Source organism: Sphaerisporangium rufum (genome assembly GCF_016863395.1).
Classification (GTDB): domain Bacteria; phylum Actinomycetota; class Actinomycetes; order Streptosporangiales; family Streptosporangiaceae; genus Sphaerisporangium; species Sphaerisporangium rufum.
Genome location: NZ_BOOU01000052.1, coordinates 104,146 through 128,801 on the forward strand (window position 1 = coordinate 104,146; position 24,656 = coordinate 128,801).

Genomic DNA, 24,656 nt, shown 5'->3' on the forward strand with positions numbered 1-24,656 from the left:
ATCACCGGCAGATCACCCGCCCGGCAGGCGAGCCGGCATGGGATGTGCGGAATGGGAGATATGCCGGTCAGCGGGCGCGGGCGGCCCGGCGGCGGCGGGCGACGACGACGGCGGCACCGCCGGTGAGCACCAGCACCCCGCCCAGGCCCGCGTACATCGCGATCGGCGCGCCGGTGAACGGCAGGCCACCCTCGGCGCGGTACCGGCCCGGGCCGCCGAAGTCGCCACCGCCGTAGCCGTAGCCGTCCCGGCCATAGGCGTCCCGGCCGTAGCCGCCGCCACCGCGCCGGTCGACCTCCCCGGTCTCGAACCAGACCTTGTGGCCGGACTCGACGATCACGAACGTCCGGTTCGGCTTGGTCAGCTCGGCGACGTTGCTGCGGCCCAGCGGCTCGCCGGCCGCGTCCCTGGCCAGGATGTAGTAGTGGTACCTGATCCGCGGCGCGAGGCCGCTGTCGAGGTAGCTCAATACCCGGCCGGGCACGGTGGCGATCAGGGTGAACGGCGAGGCGGCGCGGTAGATGTCGTAGGAGTCGGTGCCGGGCGGGCCGGGCGTCCATTCCAGGTTCGCCGTCGTCGTCGCCTCGCCATCGTCGTCGTCGGCGACCGAGGCCGCCGTCCCACCGCCACCACCACCGGAGCTGGCGCTGAGGGTCATCACCACCGGCACCGGCACCGGCGGGTACGGCTGGACCGGGGCCCGCTCCGGCGCGCCGGCCGGCGGCACCGTGGCGGCGGCCGCGGCGCCGGTCAGCGCGGCGCCGCCGACGGCCGCCGCGAGGACGGCCGGAATCACGATCTTGACGTTCATTGTCCAAACCCCCGGTGACGTGACGCGGTCTCCGCGCCGGCCACGGGTGAGGGCCGGCGGCTTATCCGCCAGGCCGTTGTACCGCAACCGGGGTTTGGAAGATCTTCCGGCGGCGCCGACGTACCGAAAGATCACCGGCGCTTGGCCGGAAGAAGGCCGAAGCCCCCGCCGCGGGACGGATCGCGCGGCGGGGGCTCCGGGGGCCGGGAGCGCGGGTCAGCGGCCCACGTTGCCCGGGTGGCCGATGGACAGGCCGGAGTCGGTGTCGAAGAAGTGCAGGTTGCCGGTGTCCACCACCAGCTCGATGTTCTGGCCGGGGCGGGCGTGGCTGCGGGAGTTCACCCGGGCGGTCCACAGCGACTTGTCGCCGACCAGCGGGAGCGCCGCCTCCTCGTCGTCCCCGGTGTCCTGGGCGGCGACGGTGTCCTTGTGCTCGACCGGCGGGGCGTCGATGAGGAAGAGGACGTTGATCTCGCTGCCCAGCTCCTCGGTGACCTCGGCGCGGGTCGGGATGCGGGCCCAGCCGGCCGAGTGGCCGCTGGCGGAGCCGGCGTCCTCGAAGTCGGAGGGACGGATGCCGAGGATGACCTTCTTGCCGAGGTACTGGTCCAGGCCCGGCTTCTCGGCGAACGTCGACTCGGGCACCGGCAGGTGGTAGCCGGCGAACGACACCGTCACCCCGGAGTCGCCGCGTACCAGCTCGGCGTTGACGAAGTTCATCGACGGCGAGCCCATGAAGCCGGCGACGAACAGGTTGATCGGGCTGTCGAACAGGTTCTGCGGGGTGTCGACCTGCTGGAGCAGGCCGTCGCGCAGCACGCAGACCCGGTCGCCCAGGGTCATGGCCTCGACCTGGTCGTGCGTCACGTAGACGGTGGTGACGCCGAGGCGCTCGTGCATCTGGTTCAGCGAGGCGCGCATGGAGACGCGGAGCTTGGCGTCCAGGTTGGACAGCGGCTCGTCCATCAGGAACGCCTGCGGCTCGCGGACGATGGCACGGCCCATCGCGACACGCTGGCGCTGGCCACCGGACAGCGCGGCCGGCTTGCGCTTGAGGTACTGGTCGAGGCCCAGCATCTTGGCGGCCTCCTGCACGCGCTGGGCGATCTCCGCCTTGGGCATCTTGCGGAGCTTGAGGCCGAACGCCAGGTTCTCCTCGACCGTCATGTGCGGGTAGAGCGCGTAGTTCTGGAAGACCATCGCGATGTCACGGTCCTTGGGCGGCAGGTGGTTGACCACCCGGTCGCCGATGGCGATCTCGCCGCCGCTGATGTCCTCCAGGCCGGCGATCATGCGCAGCGCGGTGGACTTGCCGCATCCGGACGGACCGACGAGCACCATGAACTCGCCGTCCTTGATCTCCAGGTTGAGGCCGTTCACGGCCTTCACACCGCCGGCGTAGATCTTGTCGACGTTGCGCAGAACGATAGAAGCCATGCCAGTCCTTCGTGGATCCGGATGCCACCGGGGATGGATACGTTTTCATGAATCTCAGCGGAACCGGACAAGTCTGTCAAGTGCTGGCGGAATATTGCCTTCTCACCAGCGGTAGATCTGCGAGACCCGCGTGGACTTCCGGTGGAATCCATGATGGAATCGTTTCCATGAAGGCGAGCGAGCAGCGGCGCGTCACCGTGAAGGACGTGGCGGAGGCGGCGGGCGTCGGGGTGGCCACCGTCTCCCGGGTGCTCACCGGCACCGGGTCGGCCAGTGCGGCCACCCGCGAGCGGGTGCTGGCCGCCGCCGCGCGGCTGGACTACCGGCCGAGCGCACTCGGGCGCAACCTGCGCCGGCGGCACACCGGCGGCATCGGGCTGCTGGTGCCCGACATCACCGACACCTTCTACGCCCGGCTGGCGGACGGCGTGCTGGCCTGCGCGAAGTCCGCCGGCGAGCCGGTGATCCTCGGGACCACCGGGGACGACCCGGAGCGGGAGGCGGAGCTGATCGGCTCGCTGCTCGAAGAGAGCGTGGAGCGGGTGATCGCGGTCCCGTGCGGGGACGGCGAGATGTGGGGGCCGGCCTTCCGCGCCGGGCTCGGGGTGGTGTTCGCCGAGCGGGAGGTGCCCGGGCGGAACCTGCCCTCGGTGCGGGCCGACGACCGCGCGGGAGTGCGCACGGCGGTCGAGTACCTGGCCGGGCTCGGCCACCGGCGCATCGCGCTGCTGGCCCGGCACGGGCAGGAGCAGCGGGTCCGCGCCTTCCGCGAGGCGCTGGCCGAGCTGGGCGTGCCGGTGGACGAGGAGCTGATCGTGCTGGCCCGCGGCACCCGCGACTCGGCGTACGCCGCGGCGGCCGGGCTGCTCCAGCGCCGGCCGGACGTCACCGCCGTGCTGGCCGGCGGCAACATGCTCGGCGAGGCCACCGTGCTGGCCGCCCGCGAGCTGGTGATCCGGATCCCCCGGGACGTCTCGCTGGTGATGTTCGACGACGTGCCGTGGGCCGAGCTGTGCTCGCCGCCGCTCACGGTGATCTCCCAGCCCGCCCACGACATCGGCTACCGCGCCGCCGAGCTGGTGCTGCGCGAGCGCGGCCGGCCGCGCACGGTCACGCTGCCCACCGAACTCATCGTGCGCGCCAGCTGCGGGCCGCGCCGCTGATCGGCAGGCCGCACCGCCGAGCCGAGCGGCTGGCCCGCCGGTCGGCGGGCTCGCCCCCGGACCGGCCTGCCGGCCGCCACCTCGCCGGCACTCGCCTTTCCACCTCGCGCGGCACTCGCCTTTCCACCTCGCCCGGCACCCTGGCCGGCGGGGATGCGGGCCCGGTCAGGCCACCGCCTTCTCGATGGCCTCGGTCACGGCCGGGTCCTCCGGCTCGGTGCGCGGGCGGAACCGCGCGACGACCTCACCGTCCCGGCCGATGAGGAACTTCTCGAAGTTCCACTGCACGTCCCCGGCCTCGCCCTCGGCGTCCGGCACCGCGGTCAGCTCCTGGTAGAGCGGATGGCGACCGGCGCCGTTCACCTCCGCCTTCTCCAGCAGCGGGAAGTCCACCCCGTAGGTCGCCGCGCAGAACTGCTGGATCTGTTCGGCCGACCCGGGCTCCTGTCCCGCGAACTGGTTGCACGGCACGCCGACCACGGTGAACCCGCGCTCGCCGTAGCGTTCCTGCAGCCGGACCAGACCGGCGTACTGCGGGGTGAGCCCGCACCGGGAGGCGACGTTGACCACCAGGACGGCCCGGTCGCCGGCCAACTCGCCGAGGGTGGCCGACTCGCCGGACAGGGTGCGCAGCTGAATTTCGCGAAGACTCATGAAGACACCCTAACCAGGCATCATCCGGCACCGCCCGTCCGGCCAGTTTGTGCGTTTCGCCACAAATGCGGAGGTGGTTGCCGGTCGGTCGTCAAATCTCCGGCATCTCCGGTCCGGCCGCACCTCAAGGCGCACCCGGGGCGGGTCGGCCCGGGGTCGCGAAACGGGAGAGATGTAACAGCCGACCGGTAAACACCTGTCCGAGGCGTGTCGCGGTAGGCCGGAGCGGCCCCCACCGGCCACTAGAAACCGCCCTAGAGCACGTCGCGGCGCCGTCCGGAGGACCCTCGGGTCCCGAACAGAATCCGGTACGGCCACGCGGACCTCCCGCGCCCGAGCCACGGGCGCGGAAGTGCGGCGGCCGCCCTCGGGCGGCCGCGTTCCGCACGCGGCCCGAAGAATAGGACCGATTTGGACAGTAACCGCGCTTTTCGTGGCGCAGTCGCGGCCCTGATCGCCTCGGTCGCCCTCAACGGGACGGCCGAGGCGGCCGAGGCCATCAACGGGTCGGAGGCCACGGCCGACGCCCGCAGCACCGGCCTCGCGCGCCCGGCGGACCGGCGGACCGGTCCGGTGGGGACGATCGTGAACGGAGCGGCCGCCGGTCTGACGGCCACCGTGGCCGGCACTACCGCCGGCACGACCGCCGGCACCACCATGCGTACCGCCCGGACCCGCGCGTCCGCGCGCCGGCAGCGGCGGGGCGCGATCCGCCCGCCCGCCGGACCGGCGGTCCCGCACCGCACCGTTCGCCCGGCGCGGACCGCCGGGTTGATCGGCCTGGCCGGTTCGCTACCACCGGCCCAGGCCGGGGAGCCGGAAGCGCCGCGCGCGCCGCGGCGCACCGGGGCCCGCCATCTCACCGCGCACCGTGTCACCGCGCACCGCGCGGCGCGCGGCACCCGGACCGGGCGCACCGCCCGCCGGGCGGAGGGCCTCGCCTCGAGCCGGGCCGGCCGGACGGCCCGTACCGCGGCCCGCTCGGCCAAGGCCCACACGGCGGCCCGCACGGCCAACGCCCACACGGTCGAGGCCCACACGGCCAAGGCACGCACGGCGGCCCGCAAGGCCGAGGCGCGCACGGCCGTCCGCCGGGCCGGCTCGGCCGGCGCCGTCCGGGCGAGGGGGGCGTCCGCGCTGCGCGGCGCCCGGGTGCACCTGCGGGTCTGGCGGACCTCCGCCCGGCCCACGGTGCGCACCTGGCTGCCGACCACTCCGAAAGGCAGGAACAAGGCGATCGCGTATCGCCTGGTCACCCAGCGATCCTGGCCGGTGCACCAGTTCCGCTGCCTGGACAGCCTGTGGACCAGGGAGAGCAACTGGAACCACCGGGCGCAGAACCCGTCCTCCGGCGCCTACGGCATCCCGCAGGCGCTGCCCGGACGCAAGATGACCGGCATCGGCCATGACTGGCGGGTCAACCCCGCGACCCAGATCCGCTGGGGGCTCAAGTACATCAAGGTCCGCTACGGTTCGCCGTGCGGCGCCTGGGGCCATTTCCGGTCGCACAACTGGTACTGACCCGGCGGACCGCGCCGGCCCGGCCGGCGGCGGGAGTGCCCAGGGGAAGGGCGCACTCCGGCGCCCGGGGGACATCACCCCCGGGCGCCTCCGCGTTCGGCGCCGCGGGCGGCGCACGTCCCGGCCAGCCGCACCTCGATCGCCTTGATCATCATGTCCAGGCCGAACTCGAAGGCCTTCTCGTGGTCGACCTCCTCCAGCAGCGGCGCCAGCTCGGCGACCTGGGGGAACAGCGTGGGGTCCGCGGCCGCCGGATGGACGTCGGCGCGCTGCGGCGGCGCGAACGACGGTGCCACCCCCACCTCGCGCAGCAGCGAGCCGACGATGTAGGCGATGAACGTCCGCAGGATCTGCACCGCCTCGGCGCCGCCGAACCCGGCCTCGCGCAGCGTCGCCAGCGCGCGTTCGACCGGCGGCAGCCCGGCCGGCGAGCGGAGCTGGCGCGACACCACGAGCATGGTGGAGCGGGGATAGTGGTGGGCGATCTGCCGGAAGGCCCGGGCCTGGATGCGCACCCGCTCGGTCCATTCGGCCGCCGGGTCGTCGGTGAAGGCGATCTGCGACAGCACGCCCTCGGCCACCGCGTCCAGCAGCGCCGCCTTGCTCGGTACATGGTTGTACAGGGACATCACCCCGACCCCGAGGTCGGCGGCGATCCGCCGCATGGAGATCGCGTCGGCGCCCTCGCGTTCGATCAGCTCGATGGCGGCGGCGACGATGCGGGCGCGGGTCAGAGGCGGCATGCGGTCATTCTCTCCTGGCCGGTTGACGTACGTACAGTGTACGTGTCACTCTCCAAAGGTACGTACGGTGTACGCCCCCCTGCTGGAGGCCCACATGTCGACCCACGAGCTCTATACGATCCCCGCCGAGCTATCCACCTGGGATGTGGACATGGCGGGATCCGCACGGTTCACCTGGGAGTACGACGAGGGCCGCGACCGGATGCTCGCGCTGTACCAGAAGGGTAAGGACAAGCAGTGGGACTCGGTCAAGCGCATCGACTGGGGCCTGGAGGTGGACCCCTACGACGTGCTCGGCATCCCCGACCAGTCGATCGCCATCTATGACACCCCGCTGTGGCACCGGATGGACGAGCAGCGCCGCAAGGAGGTCCGCCGGCACGGCGCCGCCTGGCAGTTCTCCCAGTTCCTGCACGGCGAGCAGGGCGCGATGATCTGCTCGGCCCGGATCGTCGAGTCGGTCCCCGACCTGGACTCCAAGTTCTACGCGGCCACCCAGACGATGGACGAGGCCCGGCACGCCGAGACCTACGCGCGCTTCCTGCAGGAGAAGGTCGGCATCGCCTACCCGATCAACCGGTACCTGAAGTCCCTGCTGGACGACACCCTCAGCGACTCGCGCTGGGACATGCCCTACCTGGGAATGCAGGTGCTGATCGAGGGCCTGGCGCTGGCGGCGTTCGGCGTGCTGCGCGACATCACCACCAAGCCGCTGCCCAAGCAGATCCTCGCCTACGTGATGCAGGACGAGGCCCGGCACGTCGCCTTCGGCCGGATGGCGCTGCGCGACTACTACCAGAACCTCACCGACGCCGAGCGGCGCGAGCGCGAGGACTTCGTCATCGAGGGCTGCTACCTCATGCGCGACCGGCTGCGCGGCATCGAGCAGTGGGAGGCCCAGGGGCTGTCCAAGCAGGAGGTCAAGGAGGCCACCGAGGCGGTCGACCGCTCGGAGTACCTGCGGCTGTTCCGCTCGCTGCTGTTCAGCCGGATCGTGCCGTGCGTCAAGGACATCGGCCTGTGGAGCGAGCGCCTGCAGAAGGCCTACGCCGACATGGGCGTGCTGGAGATGGCCGGGCAGAACCTCGACGCGCTGATGCGGCAGGACGAGGAGATCGCCGAGAAGCTGGACACCCGGCGGTTCGCCGCCGAGGAGGCCGAACGGGCCGAGGAGGTCGCCTCGACCGTCGACCTCGGCCGAGACGCCTGACCGCGTCCGGTCCCCCCGGCGGGCGCCAACCCGGCTTCCCGCCAGGGAATATCGCTGATTTAGCCTCGCCTCATGGACACCGACGGGAGGGAACCGGATCCCCGGTTCACCCTGGCCAACGAACGCACCTTCCTGACCTGGCTCAGCACCTCGCTCGCGCTCAGCGCGGGCGGCGTCGCGATGGCCGCGGTCCCGCGCGGCATCTTCGAGCCCTGGGTGCGCACCCTGCTGGCCGTGGTGCTGGTGCTGCTGTCGGCGCTGGCCGCCGCGCTCTCCTACCCGCGCTGGCGGGAGGTGCAGCGCGCCCTGCGCCGCGAGGCGCCGATCCCGCCGCTCGCGCTGGCCCCGCTGTTCGGGTACGGCGTCGCGCTGGTCGCCGTGCTGGCCCTGGTCGCCATCCTGCTGGCCGGCTGACCGGATGGCCGGGCAGGACGGCGTGGCCGGGACGGGCGGCGAGCCCGGGGAACGGCCAGGGCTGCACAACGAGCGCACGCTGCTGGCCTGGATCCGCACCGCCACCGCGCTGGCCGCCGGCGGGCTGGGCGCCGCCGGGATCGCCGGGCGGATGTCCGGGGACGGCCGGGCGGCCGTCCCGTTCGTCATCGCCGCGCTGTGCGGCGCGATCCTGCTGGCCCGCAGCCGGCTGCGCCACCGGCGGGCCGAAGGGGCGCTGCGGGCGGGCCGGCCGCTGGACGACCACGTCGACGCCCTGATCGCCTGGCTCGGCGTGCTCGCCGTCTCAGCCGGCGCCCTGGTCTTCGCCGCCACCGCCTGAGGCCGACCGCCCGGGCGGTCGGTCAGCTCAGGTGCACTCCTTGGCGATCGCGGTGACCGCCTCGGTCATGTCCTGCGCCGCCTGCTGCCCCGCCTTCACCGCGTCCTCGGCGTTCTTTACGTCCAGCGACTCCCAGCCATTGGCGAGCTTGGTCAGCGCCTCGTTGAGCGAGGTGTCGCCGACCTCCTTGCCGACATCCTTGAGCTTGGCCGCGCCGTCGTTCAGGGCCTTCTCGAGCGCCTTCGGGTCGTCCAGCGTCTGGGTGATCTTGGTGCCGGTCTCGCTGATCGCGTTGTTGGCCTCGATGCAGGCCTGCGCCTTGTCGGCGGTACTGCAGCCGGTCAGGGAGATGAGGCCGAGCACGCCGGCCGCGGCCAGAGGGAGAAATCGCATGCCCAGACCCTAGCCAAGATTTTCCGCTCCCGGTCCCGGCCAAGGTCTCGGCCCAGATTCCTGTCCAGGTCCAGGTCCCGGTCCCGGCGCGGGCATCCGCGCCCGTCCCCCACCCGCGGCCCTCGCGTCCGCGGCCGGCCGCCGCGGGGCGCCGGCGGTCAGTCCCGGGCCAGGGTGGCCTCCTCGAAGTCCAGCTCGCGGGTGACCCGGCGCAGCACCTCGTCGTCGATGCGCCGCTCGTCGCGCATGCGCACCAGCACCTCGCGCTCGGCCGCCAGCATCTCGCGGCGCAGCCGCCGGTACAGCGCGCTCGGCGTCTCCTCGCCCTGGGGACCCACCCCGCCGCCGAGCCGCTCCCAGGCGCCCATGGCCCGGCGCTCGGCGTTGTCGCGCAGCCGGTCCACCACCTCGGCGTGCGTCTCGATGACCCCGTCGCCGGTGAGCTCGTCCAGCCGGGCCAGCGCGGCGGTGGCCGCCGCCTGCTGGGCCGCCGCCTCGGCCAGGTTGTCCCCGTACACCTCCTGGTCGCCGGAGACCCGCAACCGGCGGATCAGCATCGGGAACGACAGCCCCTGCACCAGCAGGGTGCCGATGACGACGACGAAGGTCAGGAACAGCAGCAGATCGCGGGCCGGGAAGTCGTCGGGCAGGCCGAAGGCCGCCGCCAGCGACACCACCCCGCGCATCCCCGCCCAGCCGAGCACCGCCACGTGCGCCGCGGGCGGGCGCGGCTCGCGCTCGCGGATCCGCCGGGACAGCAGGCGGGGCAGGTAGGCGCCCGGCACCAGCCACACCGCGCGGGCCACCACCACCGCCACGAGCACCGCCACGGCGTACCCGGCCACCCGCCAGGGGTCCTGGCCGGACAGCCCGCGCAGGATGAGCGGCAGCTGCAGGCCGATCAGCCCGAAGACGACGATCTCCAGGCAGAAGTCGACCACCTTCCACACCGAGTGGGACACCACCCGCATGCCGTACCCGGTGCGGTTCATCCGGTGGCCGAGGAAGACGCCGACCACCACGACCGAGAGCACCCCGGAGGCGTGCACCGCCTCGGCGGCCAGGTAGGAGACGAACGGGATCAGCAGCGAGATCGCGCTGCCGACCAGCACGTCGGTCAGCCGGTCCAGCAGCCACCCGCAGGCGTACGCCAGGGCCAGGCCGATCGCCAGCCCGGCGCCCGCGGCGTAGGCGAACTGCCCGGCCGCGCCGAGCAGGCTGACGCCCTCCCCCACCATGGCCGCCACCGCGACCCGGTAGGCGGTCAGCGCGGTGGCGTCGTTGAACAGGCTCTCCCCCACCAGGATGGTGATCACCCGGCGCGGCAGGCCCAGCCGGCGGGCGACCGCCACCGCCGCCACCGCGTCCGGCGGCGCGACGATGGCGCCGAGGGCGAACGCGGCGGCCAGCGGCAGGTCCGGCACCATGGCGTGCACGAGCAGGCCCACCACCGCGGTGCTGAACAGCACCAGGCCGACCGACATCAGCCCCACCGGGCGGCGCACCTCGCGCAGCCGCAGGTAGGAGCTGTCCAGCGCCGCCGAGTAGAGCAGCGGGGGCAGGAAGACGAGCAGGACCAGCTCGGGGTCCAGCTCGTAGGAGGGCATGCCGGGCATCCGGGCGGACACCAGCCCGATGGCGAGCCCGGCCACCACCAGCAGCAGCGGCGCCGGCCAGCCCCGCGCGCGGGCGAGCGCGGCGATCGCCAGCGCGACGGCGGGCAGCAGGACGAACTGGATGACGGTGGTCAGGTGCATCTAACCCCGAACGTGGGCGGCGGGCCGGCCGGCGGCCCGGGCGGGCGGAACGACACGAGGATACGTCCCGGCCGAACGCCATCGGCAATCACCGGCCCTGCCTGACCATCGGCCCCGCTCACCACCGGCGGCGGAACCCCGGAGGGGTCACCAGTCGGGGTCGTCGGACCTCCGGCGCGGGCGGGCACGACGGCCGCCGCCCTCCGGGCGCACCCGCTCGCCGGTGCTGTACATCGGGTCGGGCGCGCCGGGCTGCGGCGCGCGGGCACCCAGGCCGAGCGGGTCGGCCGGGTCGACCCCCGACGGCGGGGCGGTGCGGGCCGCCCAGTCGTAGGTGTCGGACTCGCGGTAGCCGGTGTCGGGCTGCTGGCCGTAGGGCAGGGAGTCGTTCACGATGAGGTTCTCCCGGGGCACCGCGTCCCGGTGGCCGTTGCCGTACCCGTCGCCCGCGCCGTACCCGCCGGCCGGCGGGTAGTCCTGCCCGGCGCCGTAGGCCGGCTGGGCGGAGTAGTCAAGCGGCGGGGTGCCGTAGTCGCCGGCGGCGTACCGGTCGTCCGGCCGCCGCAGGCTCGGATCGGTGTCGGCCCGCCCGTAGGATTCGCGGCCGGGTCCGGCGGGCCCGTAGCCGGCCGGCGCGGTGTAGTCGGCGGTGACGCCGTGGTCCCCGCCGGAGGCGTAGTCCGCGCCCCCGAGACCCGCGCCGCCGCGGCCGTACTCGGCGGTGACCCCGTAGTCGGCGGGGACCCGGTAGTCGCCGGTCGCGCCGTAGTCGGGCGCGGGATGCTCGCCGGTCGCGCCGTGGTCACCGCCGTGGCCCCGCCCGCCCCGGTGCTCGCGGGCCGGCGGGTAGGCGGCGGCCGGCACGCCTTCGCCGGGGAAGGCGTAGCCGGTGGGCGGCGTGCTCTCGAAGTTGGTGTGGTCGGCGAGCGGCGCGGCCTGCTGCGCGCCGGTCTCCGGCATCTGGTGCGACACCTGCGGGGGGACCAGGCCGAGGGCCGGCTCGGGCCGGGCCGGGTGGCCGTGGTGGGCCGCCGCCAGGCCGGGATGGCCGGGGACGCCGGCGTCCGGCCGCTCCTGCGGCCCGCGCTCGCGGCGCCCGGCACGGCCGGGCTCGCCGCGCGCCGGCCGCGGGCCGGAGGCGACCAGCTTGTCGGCCACCGGCGCGGTGCCCCGCGCGACCAGCACGTCGTTGGGCCCGAGCGCCGCGGCGGGCACCTGCTCCTCCCGGCCGTAGGGCTCGTCCTGGTCGTAAGGCTCATCCTGGTCGTAGGGGCCGGGCCGGCCGTAGTGCTCGTGGCCGGCGGGCTCGTCCTCGTCGTAGGGGTCGTCGGGATAGGCGAGCGCCTGGGTGTACTCGCCCTCGTCCTCCTCGCCGGTCTCGCCGCCCGGGCGGGCGTACTGGCCGGTGCCCGGGTAGTCGGAGTAGCCGTCCTCGGCGCCGGCCTCCTCGGCGTAGTCCTCCTCGCCCTCGGCGTACTCGCCGCCGGCCTCCGCGTACCCCTCGTCGAGGGTGTCGAGGAGCCGGCCGACGTCGTCCATGGGCATCCGGAAACTGGCGGTGCACATCTCGCCTCGCCACAGGCTGAGCACGAGGGTGCCGTCGTGCCAGGTGACCCTGAGCACGCGCTCCTGGCCCCGGGCGTCGAAGAACACCTCACCGAACGATGGCAGTGGGACAACTTCCGACATGGCAGACATCGTCGCTTCAACCAGCCTTATTCGTCCACTCGACCAAGGAACCCTACCGAACCATGCTCGTCGCCATCATCACGATCCCGCAGGCCACCCGCGCGGGCGGCCCGTGGAACGGACGGCCGACCGGCAGGTCATCGTTGACCCCCCTGGACCCGATCCCCGCAAGTCTGCCATGGGAACCACCGCCCGGGATCCGGAATGCCGAGATCAACCCGTAACGCACCGCGGGTCGGCCCGCCGCTCCGGGCCCGACGACCCCGCCGCGGCCGGTAGCGTTGCATGCCGTGCTCGACGACTCTCCCAGCGCCACCGGCGACGCCCTCGACGAGATCCTCGACGACACCGGGGAGGGCCCCGGCGCGCGCGGCCGGGGGTCCGGCCACGACGGTTCCGCCGTGACGGAGGCCCACCGGTCCCCGGAGCCCGCCGGCTCCGGCGAATCGGCCGAGTCCGCCGAGTCCCCGGCCACCGGCGACACCGAAGACTTCGACGACACCGACGACTTCGAGGCCGAGGACGCCGAGGAGGACGACCTGCCGCCGCTCGAGCGGCTGCTGGCCGCCGCGGTCGCCGCGGTGGGCGGCACCGAGCGGCCCGGCCAGGTCACCATGGCCCGGGCGGTGCGCGACGCCATCGAGCACGACGAGCATGTGGCGGTCCAGGCCGGCACCGGCACCGGCAAGTCGCTGGCCTACCTGGTGCCCGCGCTCCGGCACGCCATCGAGTCCGACAGCGCGGTGGTGGTCTCCACCGCGACCATCGCCCTGCAGCGCCAGCTGGTCGACCGTGACCTGCCGCGGCTGGCCGGGGCGCTGGGCGACCTGCTCCCGCATGAGCCGCAGTTCGCCATCCTCAAGGGAAGGCGAAACTATCTTTGCCGCTACAAGGCGAGCGCCGGCTGGCCCGAGGAGGAGGACGCCCAGCTGTTCGATCCGCGCGAGGTCGGCGCGACCGGCCGGATGGTGCAGCGCATCCAGGAGTGGGCCGAGACCACCGAGACCGGCGACCGCGACGAGCTGGTGCCGGGGGTGAGCGAGCAGGCGTGGCGGCAGTTCTCGGTCAGCGCCAGGGAGTGCCTGGGCGCCTCGCGCTGCCCGAGCGGCGCGGAGTGCTTCGCCGAGCAGGCCAGGGAGCGGGCCGGCAACGTCGACGTGGTGGTCACCAACCACGCGCTGCTCGCCATCGACGCGATGGAGGAGTTCGCCGTGCTGCCCGAGCACGACGTCGTGGTGGTGGACGAGGCGCACGAGCTGGTGGACCGGGTCACCGGGGTGGTGACCGCCGAGCTGTCCGACACCGCCGTCTCGGTCGCGGTGCGCCGGGTCGGCCGGCTGATCGAACAGGCGGTCGCCGACCGGCTGCAGGAGGCCGGCGAGGACCTCAAGGCGCTGCTGTCGGCCGCCCCCGCCGGGCGGCTCGACCAGCTTCCCCAGGTGCTCGGCGTCACACTGACCGTGCTGCGCGACGCGGCGGCCGCCTGCCTGACCGCGATGGGCCCGCGCGACTCCCGCGGCGGCCGGGACGACCCGGAGCAGGCCGGGCAGCGCAAGGCCGCGTTCACCGCCCTGGACGAGGTGCACGACACCGCGCAGCGCATCCTCGAGGCCTTCGGCGGCGACTCCGAGGTCGACCGGGCCGAGGTGGTGTGGCTGGAGGCGGCGACCGACCGCCGGCCCGCGACGTTGAAGGTGGCGCCGCTCAGCGTGGGCGGCATGCTGCGCGACCGGTTGTTCGCCGACCGCACGGTCATCCTGACCAGCGCCACCCTCGCCCTCGGCGGCACCTTCGAGGGCATGGCCCGCCAGTGGGGCCTCGGCCCGCCCGCCCCGGACGCCCCCGGCGGCACGGAGCCGGCACCGGGCGGCACCGGTCCGGCGGATTCCGCCGCCGCGAAGGACGCCGCGAACAACGGCACGGACGACGGCGCGGACGACGGCGCGGACGACGGCGCGGACGACGGCGCGGACGACGGCGGCGACGATGAAGGGGACGGCGCACGGGGGGCGGCGGCGCGCGGCGCCAAGGCCTGGCGCGGGCTGGACGTCGGCTCGCCCTTCGACCACGCGCGCAGCGGCATCCTGTACGTCGCGGCGCACCTGCCGCAGCCCGGCCGCGACGGCCTGCCCAAGGAGTACCTGGACGAGATCGCCGAGCTGATCGAGGCGGCCGGCGGCCGCACCCTGGGCCTGTTCTCCTCGATGCGCGCCGCCCGGGCCGCCACCGACGCGCTGCGCGACCGGCTGTCGGCCCCGCTGCTGTGCCAGGGCGACGACTCCACCTCGCAGCTGGTCAAGCAGTTCGCCGAGGACCCGGCCACCTGCCTGTTCGGCACCCTGTCGCTCTGGCAGGGCGTGGACGTGCCCGGGCCGTCGCTCAGCCTGGTGATCATCGATCGCATCCCGTTCCCCCGGCCGGACGACCCGCTGGCCTCGGCCCGGCAGCGGCACGTCGCGGCGCGCGGCGGCAACGGCTTCATGTCGGTGGCCGCCACCCATGCCGCGCTGCTGCTGGCGCAGGGCGCCGGCCGGCTGCTGCGCTCCCAGCACGACCGGGGCGTGGTGGCCGTGCTGGACCCGCGCTTCGCCACCGCCCGGTACGGCTCGTTCCTGCGCGCCTCGCTGCCGCCGTTCTGGGCGACGACCGACCCCGCGAAGGTCCGCGCCGCGCTGCGCCGCCTCACCGCGTCCTGACCCGCGCGGCCGCCGTACCCGGCGACGCCATCCGGCTGGGGCAGGCAGGGCCGGCGGTCTCCGAGATCAGGTCGCCGTCCGCGTCGACGCCATCCGGACCCGCGGTCCGACCGGACGGCGTGACGGGACGGCTCGGGCCGGGCGCAACAAAGCGCCGGCGGGTCGCAACGTTCGCCGGTACCGGCGGGCGGGCCCGGCGCGCGAGCCTGGCCGCATGTTCGCACCCAGACCCCTTGCCCGGCTGCTGGCACTGCTCGCCGCCGGCTGCCTGACCACCGCCGCCGGCGTCCCGCCGGCCACCGCCGCCCCGACCGGCGCCCCGACCGGCGCCCCGACCGGCGCCCCGACCGGCGCCCCGAGCGCTTCCCTGGACGGGCCGGTCGTCCGGCTGGACGCGGGCCGGATCCGCGGCCTGGACGACGGCACGGTCCGCACCTTCGCCGGGATCCCGTTCGCGCGGCCGCCGGTGGGCGCGCTGCGCTGGACCGACCCGGTGCCGCCCGCGCCTTGGACCGGCGTGGCCGGCGCGACCAGGCCCGGCGCGCAGTGCCCGCAGCTGGCGTCGGGCAAGCCGGCCGGCGCCGAGGACTGCCTCTATCTCAACGTCACCGCACCGTCCCGGCCGGCGCGCGGGCCGCGGCCGGTGATGGTGTGGCTGCACGGCGGCGGCTACACCACCGGCGGCGGCGACCTGTACGGCGCCCGCCGGCTGGCCGGCCAGGGCGACGTCGTCGTCGTGACGCCCAACTACCGGCTCGGCGCGTTCGGCTACCTGGCGCTGCCCGGGCTCGCCGGCTCGGGCACGTTCGGGCTGGCCGACCAGGTCGAGGCGCTGCGCTGGGTGCGCCGCAACGCGGCCGCCTTCGGCGGCGACCCGGGCAACGTGACGCTGTTCGGAGAGTCGGCCGGCGGGATGAGCACCTGCGCGCTGCTCACCTCGCCCGCGCTGCGCGGGCTGGCCGCCAAGGCGATCATCCAGTCCGGGTCGTGCCTGCTGGACTGGGTGAGCGGCACCTACGTCCCGATCCCCGGCATCCCGCCGATCCGGCCCTACAGCCCGCTCGCCGGCAGCGAGGAGACCGGGCTGTCGGCGGCCGGACAACTCGGCTGCGCCAAGGGCGCGGAGCTGGCGTGCCTGCGGGCCAAGCCGGTCGCCGAGCTGATGAAGGTCAACGACGGCTTCGCCTCCAACCTCGCCTACGGCACGCCGCTGCTCCCGCTCGACCCGGCCCGGGCGCTGCGCGCCGGGCGATTCGCCCGGATACCGGTGATATCGGGCGGCAACCGCGACGAGGCCACCGGCTTCGTCGCCGGCGTCGCCCAGGCCGGGTACCCGGTGACGGCGGAGAACTACCCGAAGCTGATCGAGGGGGCGTTCGGGGAGCACGCGGACGCCGTGGCCCGGGAGTATCCGCTGCGGGACTTCGCCTCGCCCGGCCAGGCGTGGGCGGCGATCAGCACCGACCGGGCCTGGGCCTGCCCGACCCTGGCCGGTGACCGGGCGCTGGCCGCCCGGACCACCGTGTACGCCTACGAGTTCGCCGACGAGCACGCGCCGAACGTCAGCGGGGTGACCGCCGATTTCCCGCTGGGCGCCCAGCACGCGAGCGAGCTGCCGTACCTGTTCGACCTGGGCGGGCGGCCGTGGCACGCCATGACGGCCGGGCAGTGGCGGCTGGCCGGGCAGATGATCGGCTACTGGACGTCGTTCGCCCGCACCGGCCGGCCGCGGGCCGCGGGGGCGCCCGCCTGGCCGGCCTTCACCGGGCCGGGCGGGCCGCTGCTGAGCATGCGCCCGGCCGACCAGGGCGGAATCGGGCCGGCCCGCTACCGCCAGGAGCACCGCTGCGGCTTCTGGGCCGGGCTGGGCGGCTGACCGTGCGGCCGTACCTGCCGGCGGCTACCGTGCAAGCGTGATCCGCGTGCTGCTCGCCGACGACGATCCGATGGTCCGCCGCCATCTGCGCGCGATCCTGGGTTCCGGCCCGGGGATCGAGGTCGCCGGCGAGGCCCGGGACGGGGCCGAGGCGGTCGAGGAGGTCCTGCGCCACCGGCCGGACGTGGTGCTGATGGACCTGCGGATGCCCGGCGTGGACGGCATCACCGCCACCCGCGAGATCATGGCCCTCGCCGGCCCGCCCGCGGTCATCGCGCTCACCACGTTCGACTCCGGCGAACACGTGCTCGGCGCGCTGGAGGCGGGGGCGGCGGGCTTCCTGGTGAAGACCACCCCCGCCGAGGACCTGCTCGACCTGGTCCGGGTCGCCGCCGCCGGGCACGTGGTGATGTCGCCGGGCGTGACGCGCCGGCTGCTCGCCCGGTCCGCCCAGGGCGACCTGCGGCGGGAGACCGCGCGGACACGGGTCGCCGGGCTGGCCGAACGCGAGCGGGAGGTGCTCGCCTGCCTCGGCGAGGGGCTGACCAACGCCGAGATCGCGCGGCGGCTGTTCCTGTCGGAGACCACCGTGCGCAGCTACGTCTCCCGCCTGCTCGTCAAGCTCGATCTGGCGCACCGCACGCAGGCCGCCCTGCTCGCCCACCAGGCCGGGCTCCTCGGCGAGCCCGGCGGACCGGAGAGATGATCCGTGCGATTCCGGGGGATCCGGCCGGGCCGGCCACTGCTGACCGGCCGCGACCGCCGGGTGACGCTGCTGGCCGCCACCGGCGTGGCCGTCTCGTGCGCCGCCGTGCAGATCATCGTGTTCGCCGGCGACGGCCCGCTGCCGGAACTGGCGCTGAACCTGCTGCTGGACGCCTGCCTGCCGCTGGTCGTCCGCCTGCCGCGCACGGTCGGGACGCTGGCGGTCGCGGTCACCGCGCTGCTCGCGCTCGCCGGCGGCCCGGCACCGCCGGCCGCGGCCTCGCTGGTGGTGTCGTTTCTGGTGTACGTGCTGCCGTGGCGGCAGGCGTTCGCGTTCGCGGCCGTGCTGGCGATCCCGGCGATCCCGCTGTGGGCGCCGAGCTGGCCCCGCGTGTACGTCGCACTGTCGGCCACCGCGCTGCCCGCGCTGGTCGCGCTCTACCTGCGGACCAGGGTCGAGCTGCTGCGCGCGCTGCACCGCCGGGCCGAGCTGGCCGACGCCGAGCGCCGGCTGCTCGCCGAGCGCGCCGAGACCGCCGAGCGCCGGCGGCTGGCGGCCGAGCTGCACGACATCGTCACCCACCACGTCACCGAGATCGTGCTGCACGCCGACGCGCTGCGCGTTACCACCGCCGACGCCGAAGCCCGCGCCGCCGCCGAGCACATCCGGCGGGCCGGCACCCGCACCCTCACCGAGCTGGGCGATCTCATGCGGGTGGTCACCACCGGGGCCCGGCCGGTGCCGGCGCCGCGCGCCGGATATCACACCGACGACGACACCGGCGGCGACCTGTCCGCGCTGGCCGCGGCCGACGGGGCGGAGCTGGCGGTGCGCGGCGACCCGGCGACGGTGCCCGCGGTGGTGGCGCGCGCGGTGTACCGGGTCGTGCAGGAGTCGCTCACCAACGCCCGCAAGCACGCCCCCGGCGCGCCGGTCACCGTCGCGGTGGCCTACCCGGGCGGGCGGGCCGAGGTCGAGGTGCGCAACGACCGGCCGGCCCGCGGCCCGGACCCGGCGCTGGCCGGGTCGGGCTCGGGGATGGGGCTGGCCGGGCTGCACCGGCGGGTGACCCTGCTCGGCGGCACCTTCCACGCCGGGCCGGACGGCACCGGCGGCTTCGCGGTCCGCGCCACCGTCCCCGCCGGCGGCGCCGCTCAGGACGGGGGCGGGCCCGGCGCGGGGTAGGGGTCCAGCGTGGGGCGTTTGGCGTCCACCAGGTCACCGGAGGAGGTGCCGCGCAGCCGGCGGCCTATCCAGGGCAGCAGGTACCGGCGCAGCCACAGCCGGTCCTCGCGCAGCTTGACCCGCCGGTCCACCAGCTCGCGCGGCGGCCAGTCGTATCGCCAGTCGTCGTCGCACGGCACGCCGAGCGCCCGGCACACCTTCGCCGCGACCAGGCGATGACCCTCGGCGTTCATGTGCAGCCGGTCGTCGCTCCAGGCCCGCCAGTCGCGGATCGACTGCATCGACCACAGGTCCACCAGGTGGCAGCCGTACAGGTCGGCGATGGACCGGACATGCAGGTAGAAGACGGCGAACCGGCCGCGCCCCTGGCGCATCAGCGGGAGGTCGCGCGGGTCCACCCCGGTGAACAGCACCACCTCCGCGCCGGAGGCCCGCAGGTCGCGGACCGCGCGGGCGAAGGTCTTGGCGAGCCGGTCGGGATCGGAGCCCGGCCGCAGCAGGTCGTTGGCGCCCGCGCTGAAGGTGACCAGGTCGGGCTTCAGCTCGATGGCGGCCGGCACCTGGAGCTCGGCGACCTGGGCCAGCACCTTGCCGCGCACCGCCAGGTTGGCGTACCGGAACTCCGGCGACAGGGCGGCCAGCCGCTCGGCGACCCGGTCGGCCCAGCCGCGGAAGTGGCCGTTCTCCCCCGGGTCGTTCAGCCCTTCGGTGAAGCTGTCGCCGATCGCGACGAACGAGGTGTACGCGCTCATGCCCCCTCCATACCGTCCGCCAGCGCCCGCAGCGCCAGCTCGTAGGACCGCAGCCCGAACCCGGCGATCGTACCGGAGGCCACTCCGGCCACCACCGAGGTGTGCCGGAACTCCTCGCGGGCCGCGGGATTGGTGATGTGCACCTCGACCAGCGGCGCGGTGCGCTGGGCGATGGCGTCGCGCAGCGCGTAGGAGTAGTGGGTGAAGGCCGCCGGGTTGAGCACCACCGGGATGGCCTGGTCGGCGGCGTCGTGCAGCCAGGACACCAGCTCGGCCTCGTCGTCGGTCTGCCGGACCTCGACCGACATGCCGAGCTCGCGGCCGGTGGCCCGGCACAGCGCCGCGAGGTCGGCGAAGGTGGCCGCGCCGTACTTCTCCGGCTCGCGGCTGCCCAGCCGGCCCAGGTTCGGCCCGTTCAGCACGAAGACCGTCCGCATCGTCATCCCCTCCGCCGGGTCTTCCAGGTGTCCCCGCCGGCGACCCTCATCGGGCGATCCGCCGGAAGGCCGCCTCCAGCAGCTCCTCCGGCGGGTCCTCCAGCCGGGCGACCGCGGCCACGCCGTCCAGCACGACGAACCGCCGCACCGCGCCGCGGTTCTTCTTGTCGACCCGCATGTGGTCGCGCAGCTCGGCCCAGGCCTCCCGCCGGTAGGCGGTCGGCAGGCCGACCGAGGCCAGGATCTCCCGGGTGCGCGCGGCCAGGCCGGCGGCGGCGTGGCCGGACAGCTCCGACAGCTCGGCGGCGTAGACCATGCCGATGGCGACCGCCTCGCCGTGCCGCATGCGGTAGTCCTCGGCCCGCTCGATGGCGTGCGCGAGGGTGTGGCCGTAGTTGAGGATCTCCCGGACGCCCGACTCGCGCAGGTCGGCGCCCACCACCTCGGCCTTGACCCTGATCTTGCGCTCGACGAGCTCGCGGGTGTGCGGGCCGCCGGGCTCCCGGGCGCCCTCGGGGTCGGCCTCGACCAGGCGCAGGATCTCCGGGTCGGCGATGAACCCGCCCTTGATCACCTCGGCCAGCCCGGCGACGTAGTCGTCCCGGGGCACCGTGACCAGGGTGGCCAGGTCGCACAGCACGCCGGCCGGCGGGTGAAAGGACCCGACCAGGTTCTTGCCCTCAGGGGTGTTGATGCCGGTCTTGCCGCCGACCGCGGCGTCGACCATGCCGAGCAGCGTGGTCGGCACCTGCACCACGGTGACGCCGCGCAGCCAGGTGGCGGCGACGAAGCCGGCCAGGTCGGTGGTGGCCCCGCCGCCGACGCCGACGACCGCGTCCGAGCGGGTCATGCCGTGCCGGCCGAGCGCCGACCACAGCCCGGCGGCCACCTCGGCCGTCTTGGCCCGCTCGCCGTCCGGCACCGGCAGCGGCAGCACCGCGTACCCGGCGGCCTCCAGGGCGCCGCAGGCCGGCCGGGCGATCTCCGGCAGGGTCTCGGGGTGGATCACCGCGACGGTGCCGGCCCGCGGGCCGACCAGGCCGGGCAGCTCGCCGAGCACGCCGGCGCCGACGACCACGTCGTAGGGGCGCTCGCCTCCTACGGTGATGCGGGTGACGCTCACGCCGGGAGCCCCTTGGCGATCTCGGCGGCCACCTCGTCGGGCGTGCGGCCGCCGGTCTCCACCGTGAGGGTGGCCAGCCGCTCGTAGACCGGGCGGCGCTCCTCCATGAGCGCCTTGAGCCGGCTGCGCGGGTTGAGCACCAGCAGCGGGCGGGCCGAGCCCAGGCCGACCCGGGCCACCGCGTCGGCCAGGCCGACCCGCAGGTAGGCCACCGGGTGGCCGGCCAGCAGCTCCTGGGTGCGCGGGTCCAGCACCGCGCCGCCGCCCAGGGCCAGCACCCCGCCGTGCCCGGCGAGCGCGCCGCGCACGGCATCGGCCTCCAGCTCGCGGAACCGCTCCTCGCCGTCCTCGACGAAGATGTCGGCGACGGCCTTGCCGGCCGCCGCCTCCACGTCGGCGTCGGTGTCGCGGAAGCCGGTGCCGAGCAGGCCGGCCAGCAGCCGGCCCACGGTCGACTTGCCCGAGCCCGGCGGGCCGATGAGCACGACTCTGGGAGAGGTCACTTGATCACCATCGAAGACAGGTAGCCGGACAGGTTGCGGGCGACCTCCTCCACCGAGTCGCCGCCGAGCTTCTCGACGGCCACGTCGGCGAGCACCAGCGCGACCATCGCCTCGGCGACGATACCGGCGGCGGGCACCGCGCACACGTCGGACCGCTGGTTGATCGCCTTGGCGGGCTCGCCGGTGGCGACGTCGACGGTGGACAGCGCGCGCGGCACGGTGGAGATCGGCTTCATCGCGGCGCGGACCCGCAGCGGCTCGCCGTTGGTCATGCCGCCCTCGACGCCGCCGGCCCGGTTGGTGACCCGCCGCACGCCGTCCGGGGTGTTCTCGATCTCGTCGTGCGCCTGCGAGCCGCGCCGCCGGGCGGTGGCGAACCCGTCGCCCACCGCGACGCCCTTGATCGCCTGGATGCCCATCAGCGCGGCGGCCAGCCGGGCGTCCAGCCGGCGGTCCCAGTGGACGTAGCTGCCCAGGCCGGGCGGCAGGCCGTAGGCCAGCACCTCCACGACGCCGCCCAGGGTGTCGCCCTCCTTGCGGGCCGCCTCGATCTCCTCGTACATCGCGGTGCCGGCCGCCGCGTCCAGGCAGCGCACCGGGTGCTCGTCGATCGCGGCCAGGTCGCCGGGGCCGGGCACCACGCCGTCGGGGGCCTCGGCCGCGCCGATCGCCACGACGTGGCTGACGATCTCGACGCCGAGGGCCTGGCGCAGGAAGGCGCGGGCCACCTGGCCGAGCGCGACCCGGGCCGCGGTCTCCCGGGCGCTGGCGCGATCGAGCACCGGGCGGGCGTCGTCGAAGCCGTACTTCTGCATGCCGGACAGGTCGGCGTGGCCGGGGCGCGGGCGCGACAGCGGGGCGTTGCGCGCCTGGGCGGCCAGCAGGTCGGGGTCGACCGGGTCGGCGGCCATGACGGTCTCCCACTTGGGCCACTCGCTGTTGCCGACCCGGATCGCCACCGGGCTGCCCAGCGTGCGGCCGTGCCGGACGCCGCCGACGATCGTGACCTCGTCCTGCTCGAACTTCATCCGCGCGCCACGGCCGTGCCCCAGCCGGCGCCGGGCCAGGGCGTGCCGCACGTCGGCGGTCGTCACCTCGACGCCGGCGGGCATGCCCTCCAGGATGGCGACGAGCTCGGGGCCGTGAGACTCACCTGCGGTCAACCAGCGCAACATGGTGACAAGTCTTCCACGTGCCGCCCACTGCCCTCACCGCGCGGGCGGGTGGCGCGATCGGCGCGGCGGACCGCCCGGTGCGGGAGGCCGGTCAGCGCAGCAGGCCGGCCAGCGCGCCCAGCACGATGAACGGCCCCAGCGGGAAGTGGCTGCGCCGGGTGCCGCGCCGGCTGACCAGCAGCGCGATCGCGTACAGGGCGCCGAACAGCTGGCCGGCCAGCGCGCCGGTCACCCAGGCGGACACCCCGAGCGCGCCGGTCAGCATGCCGGCCGGCCCGGCCAGCTTGACGTCGCCCAGGCCGAGCGCGTCCGGTCGGGCGAACCACAGCACGAAGTAGCCGGCGGCCAGGCCGAGCCCGCCGGCCAGCGCGCCGGGCAGCTCGCCGGCCAGGGCCAGCGGCACCGCGAGGATCGGGTACGACGGCAGGGTGATGGCGTCCGGCAGCCGCCGGGTGCGCCAGTCGATCATCGTCAGCGCGCAGCCGGCGACCGCCCCGTACAGCCAGGCGATCAGCAGGGCCCAGCGCGCCAGGCCGTGGGCCAGATCGGGGTCCAGATCGGGGTCCAGGCCGGCGGGCGCGGCCGTCAACCTCCAGGCGACCAGGGCGCAGGCCGCCGCGGTGGCGAGCTCGGCGACCGGAAGGCGGGTGAGATCGGGCCGGGCGCGCAGCGCGCCGCGGAACGCCGCCCGCGCCTCGGCCCGGTAGGCCCGCCGCAGCTCCCGCGCCTCCTCCCGGGTGACCACCCGGTCCTCGGGCGCGTCACCGCCCTCCACCGCCGGGCCGCCGGGTGGACCGCCGGCCGCGGGCGTGCCGCGGGGACGGCCATCGGGCGGCTCCTGCCCGGGGGGCAGGGGCGCGGGGTCGTCCGGGAGCGGGGCGAAGCCGGCCGCCAGGGCGCGGGCGTAGTGCCCGGCGACCAGGCCGAGCAGCGCGGCGCCGGCGACGATGATGGACACCCGCCGACCCTAGTACGCCGGGCCGCGCGGGAACGGCGGGAACGGCGGGAACGCGGCCCGGCCCGGACGGCACGGACCCGGGTAACGCCTCGTGGGCCCGGTCGCCTGGAAAACTCCCGCAAAAACGGCCGGACGACCGGCGTTCCTCATGCGACCCGCCGCTCCCGCCTGGAGATGATCTGTCGAACCGACACCTAGAGATCATCGAGATCCGTTCCCGGAAAGGGGAAGGCATGCGATCTCATCGCCGGCACCTGGCGAGCGGCGCCACCCTCACCGCCGCCACCCTGACCGGCGCCACCCTCACCGGTGTGATCCTGGCCGGCCGTCCCGCGCTCGCTGACATAAGGGCCGATCGGCCCGCGTTCGCGGACGCCGGAGCCGGCCGTTCCGCGCTCGCAGATGCCGGGCCGGGGCCGGACGCGCCGCCCGCCGCGGCCGGCACCGGCACCGGCACCGGCACCGCGATGATCCCCAAGGTCGCGGGCGGCAGGACGCCCCCCGTGGACGGCGCGGGCGGCGGCGACGACCGGACCGCCGGGACCACCCGGAGCGCGACCATCAGGAAGGCCGGCACGGCGCCGGTGACGCGCGCGCTGGTGCTGTCGGTGAATCCCGGGCCGGTGGTCTGGCCGCCGGACCGGGTCGCCGTGCTGGACTGCGGATCCAGCGCCGGATCGCATCCGCGCCCCCGGGAGGCCTGCGCCGAGCTGACCCGGGTGAACGGCGACATCGGCCGGCTCCGGCCGTCGGACACCACGGCCTGCCCGACGACCTACGCGCCGGTGACGTTCTGGGCGGTGGGCGTGTGGGGCCCGCGTACCATCTCCGGGCTGCGCGTCTTCACCAACCAGTGCTCGATGCTCGTCACCCTCCGCTCCGTCGCCGCCTTCTGAGCGCTGCGACGGCCGGACGTCCAGCGCCCGGGTCAGCCCCGCCGGTCCCGCGGCAGCAGCGAGCCGGCCACCGCGAGGGTCAGACCAAGTCCGGCCGCCACCAGGAAGACGAGGTCGTAGCCGGCGGCCGGCAGGCCACGTTGATGTGCGTCCAGGATCACCATGAACGGGCAGGCGCACGCCAGTGCCGGCCCGG

Annotated in this window: 24 protein-coding genes; 10 read left to right on the top strand and 14 right to left on the bottom strand. The window is 75.1% G+C overall.

Going from position 1 to position 24,656, the window contains the following annotated elements; all coding sequences use genetic code 11:
* Window positions 1-67: 67 nt before the first annotated feature.
* Both Sru01_RS18455 and Sru01_RS18460 read right to left on the bottom strand, forming a co-directional pair.
* Complete coding sequence (locus tag Sru01_RS18455) at window positions 68-811, bottom strand: fibronectin type III domain-containing protein (protein WP_203987682.1); 744 nt, start codon at window positions 809-811, stop codon at window positions 68-70.
* 216 nt (window positions 812-1,027) lie between these two features.
* Window positions 1,028-2,248, bottom strand: a complete 1,221-nt coding sequence (locus Sru01_RS18460; protein ID WP_203987685.1) for an ABC transporter ATP-binding protein — start codon at window positions 2,246-2,248, stop codon at window positions 1,028-1,030.
* 167 nt (window positions 2,249-2,415) lie between these two features.
* Here Sru01_RS18460 and Sru01_RS18465 point away from each other — a divergent pair, with 167 nt between their 5' ends.
* Window positions 2,416-3,411 (top strand): LacI family DNA-binding transcriptional regulator, encoded by a 996-nt coding sequence (locus Sru01_RS18465; protein WP_203987688.1) that lies wholly within the window; start codon window positions 2,416-2,418, stop codon window positions 3,409-3,411.
* Window positions 3,412-3,576: 165 nt separating this feature from the next.
* On the opposite strand, the gene Sru01_RS18470 is transcribed toward Sru01_RS18465, so the two are convergent.
* On the bottom strand, window positions 3,577-4,065 hold the full coding sequence (locus Sru01_RS18470) for a glutathione peroxidase (RefSeq protein ID WP_203987691.1): 489 nt from the start codon (window positions 4,063-4,065) through the stop codon (window positions 3,577-3,579).
* 411 nt (window positions 4,066-4,476) lie between these two features.
* Between Sru01_RS18470 and Sru01_RS35705 the strand changes: the two genes are divergently transcribed.
* Window positions 4,477-5,586, top strand: coding sequence for an aggregation-promoting factor C-terminal-like domain-containing protein (locus Sru01_RS35705; RefSeq protein ID WP_239137534.1), 1,110 nt, complete (start codon window positions 4,477-4,479; stop codon window positions 5,584-5,586).
* 74 nt (window positions 5,587-5,660) lie between these two features.
* Here Sru01_RS35705 and Sru01_RS18480 read toward each other — a convergent pair whose 3' ends face one another.
* A complete protein-coding gene (locus Sru01_RS18480) occupies window positions 5,661-6,329 on the bottom strand; it encodes a TetR/AcrR family transcriptional regulator C-terminal domain-containing protein (protein WP_203987694.1) in 669 nt (222 codons plus the stop codon).
* A gap of 94 nt (window positions 6,330-6,423) precedes the next feature.
* Between Sru01_RS18480 and Sru01_RS18485 the strand changes: the two genes are divergently transcribed.
* The 3 genes from Sru01_RS18485 to Sru01_RS18495 all read left to right on the top strand — a co-directional run bounded on the left by Sru01_RS18485 (window position 6,424) and on the right by Sru01_RS18495 (window position 8,314).
* Window positions 6,424-7,539, top strand: coding sequence for a ferritin-like domain-containing protein (locus tag Sru01_RS18485; RefSeq protein ID WP_203987959.1), 1,116 nt, complete (start codon window positions 6,424-6,426; stop codon window positions 7,537-7,539).
* Between the two features lie 72 nt (window positions 7,540-7,611).
* Window positions 7,612-7,953, top strand: coding sequence for a YidH family protein (locus tag Sru01_RS18490; RefSeq protein WP_203987697.1), 342 nt, complete (start codon window positions 7,612-7,614; stop codon window positions 7,951-7,953).
* Between the two features lie 4 nt (window positions 7,954-7,957).
* Window positions 7,958-8,314, top strand: a complete 357-nt coding sequence (locus Sru01_RS18495; RefSeq protein WP_203987700.1) for a DUF202 domain-containing protein — start codon at window positions 7,958-7,960, stop codon at window positions 8,312-8,314.
* A 27-nt stretch (window positions 8,315-8,341) separates the two neighbouring features.
* On the opposite strand, the gene Sru01_RS18500 is transcribed toward Sru01_RS18495, so the two are convergent.
* The 3 genes from Sru01_RS18500 to Sru01_RS18510 all read right to left on the bottom strand — a co-directional run bounded on the left by Sru01_RS18500 (window position 8,342) and on the right by Sru01_RS18510 (window position 12,153).
* Window positions 8,342-8,707 carry a DUF8711 family protein gene (locus Sru01_RS18500; protein ID WP_203987703.1) on the bottom strand — a complete coding sequence of 122 codons (366 nt, stop codon included), beginning with the start codon at window positions 8,705-8,707 and terminating at the stop codon, window positions 8,342-8,344.
* Window positions 8,708-8,865: 158 nt separating this feature from the next.
* On the bottom strand, window positions 8,866-10,464 hold the full coding sequence (locus tag Sru01_RS18505; protein ID WP_203987706.1) for a Na+/H+ antiporter: 1,599 nt from the start codon (window positions 10,462-10,464) through the stop codon (window positions 8,866-8,868).
* A gap of 147 nt (window positions 10,465-10,611) precedes the next feature.
* Window positions 10,612-12,153 (bottom strand): hypothetical protein, encoded by a 1,542-nt coding sequence (locus tag Sru01_RS18510; protein ID WP_203987709.1) that lies wholly within the window; start codon window positions 12,151-12,153, stop codon window positions 10,612-10,614.
* Window positions 12,154-12,692: 539 nt separating this feature from the next.
* Between Sru01_RS18510 and Sru01_RS18515 the strand changes: the two genes are divergently transcribed.
* The 4 genes from Sru01_RS18515 (at window position 12,693) to Sru01_RS18530 (ending at window position 18,616) form a co-directional block, all read left to right on the top strand.
* Window positions 12,693-14,849 carry an ATP-dependent DNA helicase gene (locus Sru01_RS18515; protein ID WP_203987969.1) on the top strand — a complete coding sequence of 719 codons (2,157 nt, stop codon included), beginning with the start codon at window positions 12,693-12,695 and terminating at the stop codon, window positions 14,847-14,849.
* Window positions 14,850-15,063: 214 nt separating this feature from the next.
* Window positions 15,064-16,725 carry a carboxylesterase family protein gene (locus tag Sru01_RS18520; protein WP_203987712.1) on the top strand — a complete coding sequence of 554 codons (1,662 nt, stop codon included), beginning with the start codon at window positions 15,064-15,066 and terminating at the stop codon, window positions 16,723-16,725.
* Between the two features lie 37 nt (window positions 16,726-16,762).
* Window positions 16,763-17,431, top strand: a complete 669-nt coding sequence (locus tag Sru01_RS18525) for a response regulator (protein ID WP_203987715.1) — start codon at window positions 16,763-16,765, stop codon at window positions 17,429-17,431.
* Window positions 17,432-17,434: 3 nt separating this feature from the next.
* A complete protein-coding gene (locus Sru01_RS18530) occupies window positions 17,435-18,616 on the top strand; it encodes a sensor histidine kinase (protein ID WP_203987718.1) in 1,182 nt (393 codons plus the stop codon).
* On the opposite strand, the gene Sru01_RS18535 is transcribed toward Sru01_RS18530, so the two are convergent.
* From Sru01_RS18535 to Sru01_RS18560, 6 genes are all read right to left on the bottom strand, one after another.
* Complete coding sequence (locus tag Sru01_RS18535) at window positions 18,586-19,368, bottom strand: SGNH/GDSL hydrolase family protein (RefSeq protein ID WP_203987721.1); 783 nt, start codon at window positions 19,366-19,368, stop codon at window positions 18,586-18,588. The genes Sru01_RS18530 and Sru01_RS18535 overlap by 31 nt on opposite strands.
* A complete protein-coding gene (gene aroQ, locus Sru01_RS18540) occupies window positions 19,365-19,805 on the bottom strand; it encodes a type II 3-dehydroquinate dehydratase (protein WP_203987724.1) in 441 nt (146 codons plus the stop codon). The genes Sru01_RS18535 and aroQ overlap by 4 nt, the downstream gene beginning before the upstream one ends.
* Before the next feature lie 46 nt (window positions 19,806-19,851).
* Window positions 19,852-20,928 (bottom strand): 3-dehydroquinate synthase, encoded by a 1,077-nt coding sequence (gene aroB / locus Sru01_RS18545; protein ID WP_203987727.1) that lies wholly within the window; start codon window positions 20,926-20,928, stop codon window positions 19,852-19,854.
* A complete protein-coding gene (locus Sru01_RS18550) occupies window positions 20,925-21,431 on the bottom strand; it encodes a shikimate kinase (protein WP_203987730.1) in 507 nt (168 codons plus the stop codon). Before Sru01_RS18550 ends, aroB begins: the two co-directional genes overlap by 4 nt.
* Window positions 21,428-22,606, bottom strand: a complete 1,179-nt coding sequence (gene aroC, locus Sru01_RS18555; RefSeq protein WP_203987744.1) for a chorismate synthase — start codon at window positions 22,604-22,606, stop codon at window positions 21,428-21,430. The genes Sru01_RS18550 and aroC overlap by 4 nt, the downstream gene beginning before the upstream one ends.
* A gap of 91 nt (window positions 22,607-22,697) precedes the next feature.
* On the bottom strand, window positions 22,698-23,564 hold the full coding sequence (locus tag Sru01_RS18560; protein WP_203987747.1) for a prepilin peptidase: 867 nt from the start codon (window positions 23,562-23,564) through the stop codon (window positions 22,698-22,700).
* Between the two features lie 233 nt (window positions 23,565-23,797).
* On the opposite strand from Sru01_RS18560, the gene Sru01_RS18565 reads away from it, so the two are divergent.
* Window positions 23,798-24,460 carry an SSI family serine proteinase inhibitor gene (locus tag Sru01_RS18565; RefSeq protein ID WP_203987750.1) on the top strand — a complete coding sequence of 221 codons (663 nt, stop codon included), beginning with the start codon at window positions 23,798-23,800 and terminating at the stop codon, window positions 24,458-24,460.
* 32 nt (window positions 24,461-24,492) lie between these two features.
* On the opposite strand, the gene Sru01_RS36260 is transcribed toward Sru01_RS18565, so the two are convergent.
* Window positions 24,493-24,624: a hypothetical protein gene (locus Sru01_RS36260; RefSeq protein WP_275412186.1), complete on the bottom strand. Its 132-nt coding sequence runs from the start codon at window positions 24,622-24,624 to the stop codon at window positions 24,493-24,495.
* Window positions 24,625-24,656 lie beyond the last annotated feature (32 nt).